The following is a 9,282-nucleotide window of genomic DNA, read 5'->3' as shown; positions in this document are numbered from 1 at the left end:
TAGGAACTTATCCACTAAAATAGGGTGGTCAGGAGATACTTTTACAGCTTCTTTCATATATTCCTCAAGTTCATTGGTATCATAAACAATCTCCATTGCCCGTCCACCGATTACATATGACGGACGTACAAGTACTGGGAATGTGATTTTTTCTGCAATTTCTTTTGCTTCTTCAAAGGAATTTGCTGTTCCATATGGTGCTTGATGGATATGTAATTTTTCTAAAAGGTCAGCGAATAATTCCCTGTCTTCTACCCTATCGATACTTTCATATGGAGTACCTAATATTTTAACACCTGCATTTGCAAGAGGCACAGCTAAGTTAATTGAGGTCTGTCCTCCAAATTGCACAATTACTCCATCAGGTTTTTCCTGATCGATGACACCCATCACATCTTCAAATGTTAATGGTTCAAAGAACAGTTTATCTGAAATATCATAATCGGTACTTACAGTTTCAGGATTGTTGTTGATTAAGATTGTTTCTATTCCTTCTTCTTTTAATGCTAAAGAAGAGTGTACACAACAGTAGTCAAATTCAATACCCTGTCCAATTCTAATTGGACCTGCACCCAGGATTACAACTTTTTTCTTATTAGTTGATACCAATTCATTTCCTGTGTCATAGCTACTGTAATAATAAGGAGTTTTTGCTTCAAATTCCGCAGCACAGGTATCTACCATTTTATAGGATTGCTTGATATTGTATCTTGAAAGTAAATTTCTAATGTATTCTTCAGTCTGACCAGATAAATCGGCTAATCTTTTATTAGAACAGCCTAACTGTTTTGCTTTCCTCAGATATGCTTCATCATTTAATTTATCAGCAGTAACATCATTTTCAAAGTTTACAATGTTTCTGATTTTGTACAGGAAGAAATTGTCGATATTTGTGAGCTCTCTGATTTTATCAATATCCATTCCATCTTTAATAGCTGAATAAATTTGGAAGTAAATCATATCAGTTGGGTTAGCAAGGTCCTCTTCAGACCATTCCACATATTCGAATCCGTCGAATCCCATATCAAGTGATCTTAATGCTTTTTGGAATGCTTCTTCAAATGTTCTTCCGATAGCCATTACTTCTCCAGTTGCTTTCATTTGGACTCCCACTTCACGACCAATTCCTTTAAACTTATCAAATGGCCATCTTGGGATTTTGATTACAACATAATCAATAGCGGGTTCAAAAGATGCTGGAGTTTCTTTAGTAATATCGTTTTTAATTTCATCCAAAGTTAAGCCCAAGGCCACTTTTGATGATATTTTAGCAATTGGATAACCTGTTGCTTTAGATGCAAGCGCACTACTCCTTGATACACGAGGATTTACTTCAATAACCTTATATTCATCGGTTTCAGGATTGAGTGCAAATTGGATATTACATCCACCACGAATTCCCAATGCCCTTATGATTTTAATTGAAGCATCACGCATTTTCTGAATAGTTTCATCACATAAGTTTTGAATAGGAGCAACTACAACACTATCTCCAGTATGGATTCCCATTGGGTCGATATTTTCCATTGTACATACAATAATACATGTATCTTCCTTATCCCTCATTACTTCAAATTCTATTTCTTTCCATCCTAAAACTGATTCATCAATTAGAACTTGATTAATGAAACTCATATCCAATCCATGATTTGCAATTTCAATCAATTCCTTTTCATTGTGGGCTATTCCACCACCAGTTCCACCCAATGTGAATGCTGGTCTGACAATTACCGGATAACCAATGTCTTTTACAGCTTCAAGTGCCGCATCAACACTTTCCACAGCCTGACATTTTGGAATTTCTTCATTAATTTCTTCCATCAAATTGGCAAATAAGTCTCTGTCTTCCACATCTTTAATTGTTTGAACATCGGAACCTAAAACTTTAATTCCTTCAAGCAAACCTAAGTCTCCAAGGCCTGTTGCTATATTTAATCCTGTTTGTCCACCCATAGTCGGTAAAATAGCATCAATTTCTTCTTCTTTTATGATTTTTGCAACAACTTCCGGAGTTAATGGTTCAGTATAAACAGTATCAGCCATTCCCAAGTCTGTTTGAATTGTAGCCGGATTACTGTTAACAAGAACTGTTTCAATACCTTCCTCTCTTAGTGATTTACAAGCTTGAGAACCTGAATAATCGAACTCAGCAGCCTGTCCGATTTGAATAGGTCCAGAACCAATAATTAATACTTTTTTAATATCCTTATCAACTGGCATATATAATCCTCATTAATTTTTTTAATAATCTTCCATCATTTGATTAAATTCATCAAAAATACTTCTTGTATCATTCGGACCAGGACCTGCTTCAGGGTGGTACTGTATACAATGCAATGGCAATTCTTTATGTGAAATACCTTCCGGAGTTCCGTCGTTTAGATTTACTTGAGTTAAAACCAAATCTGTTTCTTTTAAAGACTCCTTATCAATTGTGAAACCATGGTTTTGAGATGTTATGAAAACTTTTCCAGTGCTTAAATCTTTAACAGGCTGGTTTTCACCCCTATGTCCGAATTTCATTTTATAAGATCTTGCTCCAAAAGATTTAGCAATCAATTGTTGACCCATACAGATTCCGAAGACCGGTAATCTGTTTGATAATTTTTTCATTGTTTCAATGGTTTCAGACACCCTATCAGGGTTTCCAGGACCGGATGTAATCATTAATCCGGAAGGAGAATAATCAAGGACAGTTTTATAATCAGTATCATATGGGAATAAAACAACACCAATATCCCTTTCTAAAAATGAGTTAATAATGTTCTTTTTAACACCACAATCAATCAAAGCAACTTTTTTATCTGCATCCTCATTGAAAATCTTAATTTCTTTAGTGGAAACCAATGGAACAACATCCCTATCTTCAATACTTGGTTGGCTACGTGCCATTTCCAGTAATTTATCATCATCAATATCTTCAGTTGTGATTGCAGCTTTAAGTGAACCTCTCTCACGTATTTTAAGAGTTAAATCCCTAGTGTCAATACCACTAAGTCCGGGAGTCTTGAATTCTTTTAAAAATTCATCCAAAGTTTTTTGAGGTCCGAAATTTGAAACTTCAAGACAAACTTCACGACAAACAATACCCTCATACTGAATTTTATCAGATTGATACCAGTTCTCACTTACACCATGGTTTCCCTCTAATGGGTAAGTGGACATCAATATCTCTCCTTTAAAGGAAGGATCTGTTAATGATTCAGTATAACCACCCATACCAGTAGAGAAAACAAGTTCTCCTAATTTGGTGGTCTCATAACCAAATCCTTCACCTTTTAAAATAGTACCATCTTCCAAAGCCAATTTAGCTATTTTTACCATTAAATCACCATCATAAAAAAATAATAATCTACTATCTTTATTATATTTTATTTTAATATATTATTAAAGTTTGTTTTTTGAGGAATTTTTCAGATAATTTGAAAAATAATATTGAAAAAGTGAATATGATTTAAATTTTTCAAAATTAACATCCGAATTCAAATAATATTTATTGAAAAAATATTATAATATAAATCATCAAAATAATGGGATGGGAATATGAATAACAACCACAATTTCAAAGCCCCCTCAGATTACATTAAATTCAAAAAGTTAATTAAAGAAGCGAAAATTTATAATGCGCCAGAATCATTAACCGGTGAATTAAGACCTTATCAAAAAATTGGTTATTCCTGGTTAATTCAGAATATCAAATATAAATTCGGCTGCATTTTAGCTGATGATATGGGGCTTGGAAAAACACTGCAGATTTTAAGTGCAATTCTTTACTTTAAAGAGAAAAATCCATATGATAATGAGCCGACACTAATAATTGTACCTCCCACATTAATATCCAATTGGGAAAACGAAATCAGAAAATTCACGCCACAATTATCCTATTACATCTATCATGGATCCTCCAGAACATTTCCTTTAGAGGATTATGATATTATTTTAACATCTTACGGAGTTGTCAGGCTCGATTTGGACATGTTTTTAGACAAAAATTGGCTTTTATGTGTAATCGATGAAGCACAGAATATCAAAAATCCGAATACCGAACAGACCAAAGCCATAAAAAGTGTTAAAGCATCAACTAAAATCGCTTTAACAGGGACCCCTATTGAAAATAGATTAATGGATTATTGGTCCATATTCGATTTCGTAAACAAGGGATATCTATCCACCAAAGACGATTTCAAAAGACAATATGTTGTGCCCATAGAAAAGTTAGAAGATGAAGAAGTTCTGGAAAATCTGAAAACAATTGCCAAACCATTTGTTTTAAGACGGCTAAAAAGTGACGAAGACATAAAAAAAGAATTGCCTGAGAAATTTGTTAATGATATTTACTGCACATTATCAAAAAAGCAGATCAGATTATATAATGCCATTCTAGAAGAGATCTTCTTTGATATTGAAAATGCAAAAGGAATTCAAAGGAAAGGAATAATTCTAAAAATCTTAACTGCACTAAAACAAACCTGTAATCACCCAGCTCAATTTTTAGATATTAAAAATCCTACAATTAAAGAATCCGGAAAGATGGAGCTTTTAGCAGATATTTTAGAAAATATTTTAAGTGTTGATGAAAAAGTGATAATTTTTACACAATATGTTGAAATGGGAAAAATCATTCAAAAATTAATTTCAAAAAGATTTAAGCAGGAAGTGCTATTTTTACACGGTTCGCAAACACTAAGCGAAAAGACAAAAGTCATTGACACGTTTCAGGAAGATGAAGACTACAAGATTTTAGTTGCAACACTTAAAACCGGAGGGACTGGTTTGAATTTAACTGCTGCCAGAAATGTTATTCATTATGATTTATGGTGGAATCCTGCAGTTGAAAACCAGGCAACCGACAGAGTACATAGAATCGGTCAGGACAAAGACGTTATGGTTTACAGATTCATTACAAAAGGAACATTGGAAGAAGCTATTGATGAAATGAGTAAAAGAAAAATAGATTTGGCTAAAAAAGCCATAATTAACGATGAAACATTTATCACAGAAATGAGTGATAAAGAATTAAAGAAGGTCCTATCACTAAGATTGTGATTCCACATCCAATCTCAAACTAAAGTCCAAACTTCTAGTTGCATGTGTCAAGGCCCCAATTGAAATTATATCCACTCCCAAATCTGCATAATCCAAAATATTTTCAGAAGTTATTCCGCCGGAAATTTCAATTAAAGAATTCTGACGAATATTTAATTTTTTAAGCTCCCCAATAACTTTTTTAACCTCATTTGGAGACATATTGTCCAGCATTACAATATCTGCACCGTTTTTTACACATTCAATAGCATCATTTAAAGTTTCCACTTCTATTTCAATTTTTTTAGAGAAACTAACATTATCTTTTGCTTTAAGAAGTGTTTCGAGCGGAGTTCCACAGGCCGCAATATGATTATCCTTAATCAGAACCATATCATCCAAACTGAATCGATGAGTATCTGCACCACCAATTTTTAAAGCGTATTTATCAAATTTGGCTAAAGCCGGAGAAGTTTTACGAGTCCCAGCGACTATTAAATCATAATCTTTAACCAAATTAACATAATTGTTAGCAGCTGTTGCAACACCACTCATCCTCATGAGCAGATTTAGTGCGGTTCTTTCAAGAAGCAAAATAGTCCTTGCATCACCTTTAAGAGAAATTAACAAGTCCCCTTTAGAGATTTCAACACCTTCTTTTAGCCAAAATGAAACATGAACTCCTTTTTCTTCAAATAATTGTTTGATAATATTAACACCTGCTAAAATACCCTCATCCTTTGAAATGATATATGCATTTACAGATTTGCCCTCATCAACAACAGCATTAGAAGTAATATCACCAAACCCTTCATCTTCAGCAAGCATGTATTCAATAATTTTATCCAAAAAACCACCTAAAAAGTTAATAATTATTAAAATATATAGTATTTTTATAATATTAAAATTTCGTGATTTTTATGGAAATAACATTTTTAGGAACCTCTTCAGCAGTTCATTCATTTGAAAGAAATCATCCTGCGATTGTTTTAAAAGCATTTGGTGAAGTAATGTTGTTTGATTGTGGTGAAGCAACACAAAAACAATTGATTTTTGCTAAAGTGAGTCCAATGAAGATTTCTAAGATATTTATCACTCATTATCATGGAGACCATATTTTAGGTCTTCCTGGATTATTGCAATCCATGAACTTTAGAGGAAGAGACACAAAATTAACAATATATGGTCCAAAGGGATTACATAAACTTCAGGAAGCCATTTTTAGTTTAGGCTATTGTAAAATTGAATTTCCTATTGAATTTATTGAAATCGGCTCTGAAATTGTTGAGAAAACTGAAGAATATGTCATCACCTCACAAAATGTCAATCATTATGTTCCTTGTCTTGCATATTCCATTGAAGAGTTAAAAAAACCAAGGTTTCAGCGCCAAAAAGCTATTGAACTTGGCGTTCCTGTTGGTCCGGATTTTGGGAAATTGCACAATGGCGAAGAGGTAGAAGTTGACGGCAAAATTATAAAGCCAGAACAGGTTTTAGGCCCTCCCCGAAAAGGAAGAAAAATTACATATTCCGGAGACACCACACCTTGTGATGAAATGATAAGCTTAGCAAGAGATTCCACATTACTTATCCACGAATCAACATATATAACTGAAGACAAAGAAAAGGCTGAAGAAAATTTCCACTCCACCTCAACTGACGCCGCATTAGTGGCTAAAAAATCAAATAGTGAAAAATTAATATTAACACATATTAGTACAAGATATCAGAATACCGACCAGTTATTAAAAGAAGCACAGGAAATCTTTAAAAATACTGAAATAGCTAAAGACTTAAAAAAAATTGAATTGTGATTGATATGAATATTCCAACAACACTTGACGATCCTGCGATCACTCTCATCTACATTTTAATCGTCATCATACTTACATCGATTATAACTCGAATTGTGGCCTTTTTAATGAATAAAATGAAAAGATTTAAAAAAGACATGACAGCAATTTATCTCATTCGAGACATAATTAACTATATCATTTATTTTATTGCATTAATGGTCATATTGCAATTCTTTGGAATCAATTTGACTGGAACCCTTCTCAGTTTAGGAATAATAGGTATTGCTGTGAGTTTTGCAGCCAAAGACATCATTTCAAATTTGTTTTCAGGAATAATTTTAATTATTGGAAAAAGCATTAAAGTTGGAGACACCATTGAAATAAACAACAAAAAAGGTTTTGTCGAAAGAATAACATTAAGATCAACAATTGTTGTTGATGATAATGGAGTTAAAAATCAGGTCCCTAACTCAACATTGACAAATAATTCTTATCTGCAATTCAAAGAACCTGAAATGTATAGAGTAGACATATTAACAGGAGTGGCCCTGCACGTCGATGTTGAAGATTTTAAGAGATATATAATTAAAAGAATACTTTCCTACGACGGAATTTCTGAAAATCCAAAACCGAATGTATACTCAAAAGGAATAACTTTTGAAGAATCACAACTTAAAGTATCATTTTGGGTAAAAGACTTTAATAGTAAAGACGACTATAAATTAATTATTACTAATGAAATTAGAAAATATGTGGAAATGGGTGAAAAAGATGAACAGTACTCTTCAAGATGAAATTTTAAAATTGAAAGAAGAAAAGAATGCAATAATCCTTGCACACAATTATCAACCAAAAGAGATTCAAGAAATTGCAGATTTTCTTGGAGATTCATTGGAGTTATGTATAAAAGCTTCTGAAATTGATGATAAAGATTTGGTTATCTTTTGTGGAGTAGATTTTATGGCTGAAACAGCATTCATACTAAATCCGGATAAAAAGATAGTTATACCAACATTAGAAGCTGAATGCCCAATGGCACACATGTTGCCTGAAGAGGAACTCCTAAAAGCAAAAGAAGAACATCCGGATGCTGGAGTTATACTATATGTAAACAGTATTGCTGAAGCAAAGCAGCATGCAGATACATTATGCACTTCTGCCAATGCGGTGAAAGTTACTGAAAGTTTACCTCATGAAAAGATATTATTTGGACCGGACAATAATTTAGCAAACCATGTTGCCGAAAGAGTGGATAAAGAAATCATTCCGGTTCCTAAAGGAGGACACTGCTATGTTCACAAACTAATACACATTGAAGATGTTGAGCTAAAAAGAGAACAATACCCTGATGCAGAAATAATCTGTCACCCAGAATGCAATATCGAAGTTCAACAAGCTTGTGACCATGTAATGTCAACTGGGGGAATGTTAAGACATATTGCAGAAAGTGACCATGAAGAATTTGTTCTTGGAACTGAAGTTGACATGATTACAAGAATCAACCTAGAAATCTCAGGTAAAAAATTATATCCTCTGCTTGAAGGAGCCATTTGTGAAACTATGAAATTGCATACATTAGAAAAAGTGAGAGATTCTCTCATAAACGAAGCTCCCCAAGTAACATTACCAAAAGAAGTTGCTGACAAATCCTTAAAAGCAGTTCAACATATGCTTGAAGCTTCAAAATAGCTAGTTTTCAACTAGCTTTCTTTTTTTAATTTTACAAATCGTTTAAAAATGAAATTATTTCCTGAATCAGATCAGAGTTATTCGCTTCATCATAGTAATTCTCTCTACTGGACTCGAAAACTCTTACCTTGGAATTTTTAATCTTATTTTCTAAAGGAATTAAATCAATTTCTGGATAAAAGAACAAATATCCTGTTGTGCCTAAAAATAATGATTTTGCTTTGATGTTTGGCAATTTTTCTTCAACATCATATCCCAAAATACAATCATGACGGAATTTGAAATCATAGACATCCATAAATAGACCTTCATCCACATAATCATCCATTAAAATATCAATTTCATCATTGCTTAATTTTTCAAAAACTTTATTTGGAAAGTACGACATGAACAATAATCTCAATAGAGTAACAGACACTCTAGACAAAGATGAACTGTAATTATCAGAATAAAAATCATCTGCTGAATCTATAATATGCTCCATACTTTTAACCATAGCATAACTATAACCGTATATCTTAAAAGGGGAATTTAACAAAATAATAAATTCCATTTCATCACAATATTCACAAGCCCATGTGAAAACCTCATATCCACCAATACCCTCACCGATAATGCCTAAAATCTTTTTAATCTTAAATTTTTCACTTAAAAATTGTCTTTTAAAATCCACCCTATCTTTGAAGGTATAATTTGGAAAATTATATTTCAAGCCAGTGGTTGAAGGGGAACAGGACCCCGGAGTCCCTAATGAAAAAATTCTAATAAAAAA

Annotated in this window: 8 protein-coding genes; 4 read left to right on the top strand and 4 right to left on the bottom strand. The window is 32.9% G+C overall.

The window, feature by feature from the left end; all coding sequences use genetic code 11:
* Window positions 1-2,220, bottom strand: a 2,220-nt coding sequence (gene carB, locus Q4Q55_RS08490; protein WP_303372385.1) for a carbamoyl-phosphate synthase large subunit, incomplete at its 3' end; no start/stop codon positions are given.
* 21 nt (window positions 2,221-2,241) lie between these two features.
* A complete protein-coding gene (gene carA, locus Q4Q55_RS08485) occupies window positions 2,242-3,324 on the bottom strand; it encodes a glutamine-hydrolyzing carbamoyl-phosphate synthase small subunit (RefSeq protein WP_303372384.1) in 1,083 nt (360 codons plus the stop codon).
* A 219-nt stretch (window positions 3,325-3,543) separates the two neighbouring features.
* Here carA and Q4Q55_RS08480 point away from each other — a divergent pair, with 219 nt between their 5' ends.
* Window positions 3,544-5,046 carry a DEAD/DEAH box helicase gene (locus Q4Q55_RS08480; RefSeq protein ID WP_303372383.1) on the top strand — a complete coding sequence of 501 codons (1,503 nt, stop codon included), beginning with the start codon at window positions 3,544-3,546 and terminating at the stop codon, window positions 5,044-5,046.
* On the opposite strand, the gene nadC is transcribed toward Q4Q55_RS08480, so the two are convergent.
* Window positions 5,035-5,874 (bottom strand): carboxylating nicotinate-nucleotide diphosphorylase, encoded by an 840-nt coding sequence (gene nadC, locus Q4Q55_RS08475; RefSeq protein ID WP_303372382.1) that lies wholly within the window; start codon window positions 5,872-5,874, stop codon window positions 5,035-5,037. The genes Q4Q55_RS08480 and nadC overlap by 12 nt on opposite strands.
* A 71-nt stretch (window positions 5,875-5,945) precedes the next feature.
* Here nadC and rnz point away from each other — a divergent pair, with 71 nt between their 5' ends.
* The 3 genes from rnz (at window position 5,946) to nadA (ending at window position 8,510) form a co-directional block, all read left to right on the top strand.
* Window positions 5,946-6,839, top strand: a complete 894-nt coding sequence (rnz, locus tag Q4Q55_RS08470) for a ribonuclease Z (protein WP_303372381.1) — start codon at window positions 5,946-5,948, stop codon at window positions 6,837-6,839.
* 116 nt (window positions 6,840-6,955) lie between these two features.
* Window positions 6,956-7,615: a mechanosensitive ion channel family protein gene (locus Q4Q55_RS08465; RefSeq protein WP_303372380.1), complete on the top strand. Its 660-nt coding sequence runs from the start codon at window positions 6,956-6,958 to the stop codon at window positions 7,613-7,615.
* Window positions 7,593-8,510, top strand: a complete 918-nt coding sequence (nadA, locus tag Q4Q55_RS08460) for a quinolinate synthase NadA (RefSeq protein WP_303372379.1) — start codon at window positions 7,593-7,595, stop codon at window positions 8,508-8,510. Before Q4Q55_RS08465 ends, nadA begins: the two co-directional genes overlap by 23 nt.
* 31 nt (window positions 8,511-8,541) lie before the next feature.
* On the opposite strand, the gene Q4Q55_RS08455 is transcribed toward nadA, so the two are convergent.
* Window positions 8,542-9,282, bottom strand: a 741-nt coding sequence (locus Q4Q55_RS08455; protein ID WP_303372378.1) for a hypothetical protein, incomplete at its 5' end; no start/stop codon positions are given.

Source organism: Methanobrevibacter sp., assembly GCF_030539555.1.
Classification (GTDB): Archaea; Methanobacteriota; Methanobacteria; order Methanobacteriales; family Methanobacteriaceae; genus Methanocatella.
The sequence above is the reverse complement of the archived record's forward strand: the minus strand, read 5'-3'. Positions and strand labels throughout refer to the sequence as shown.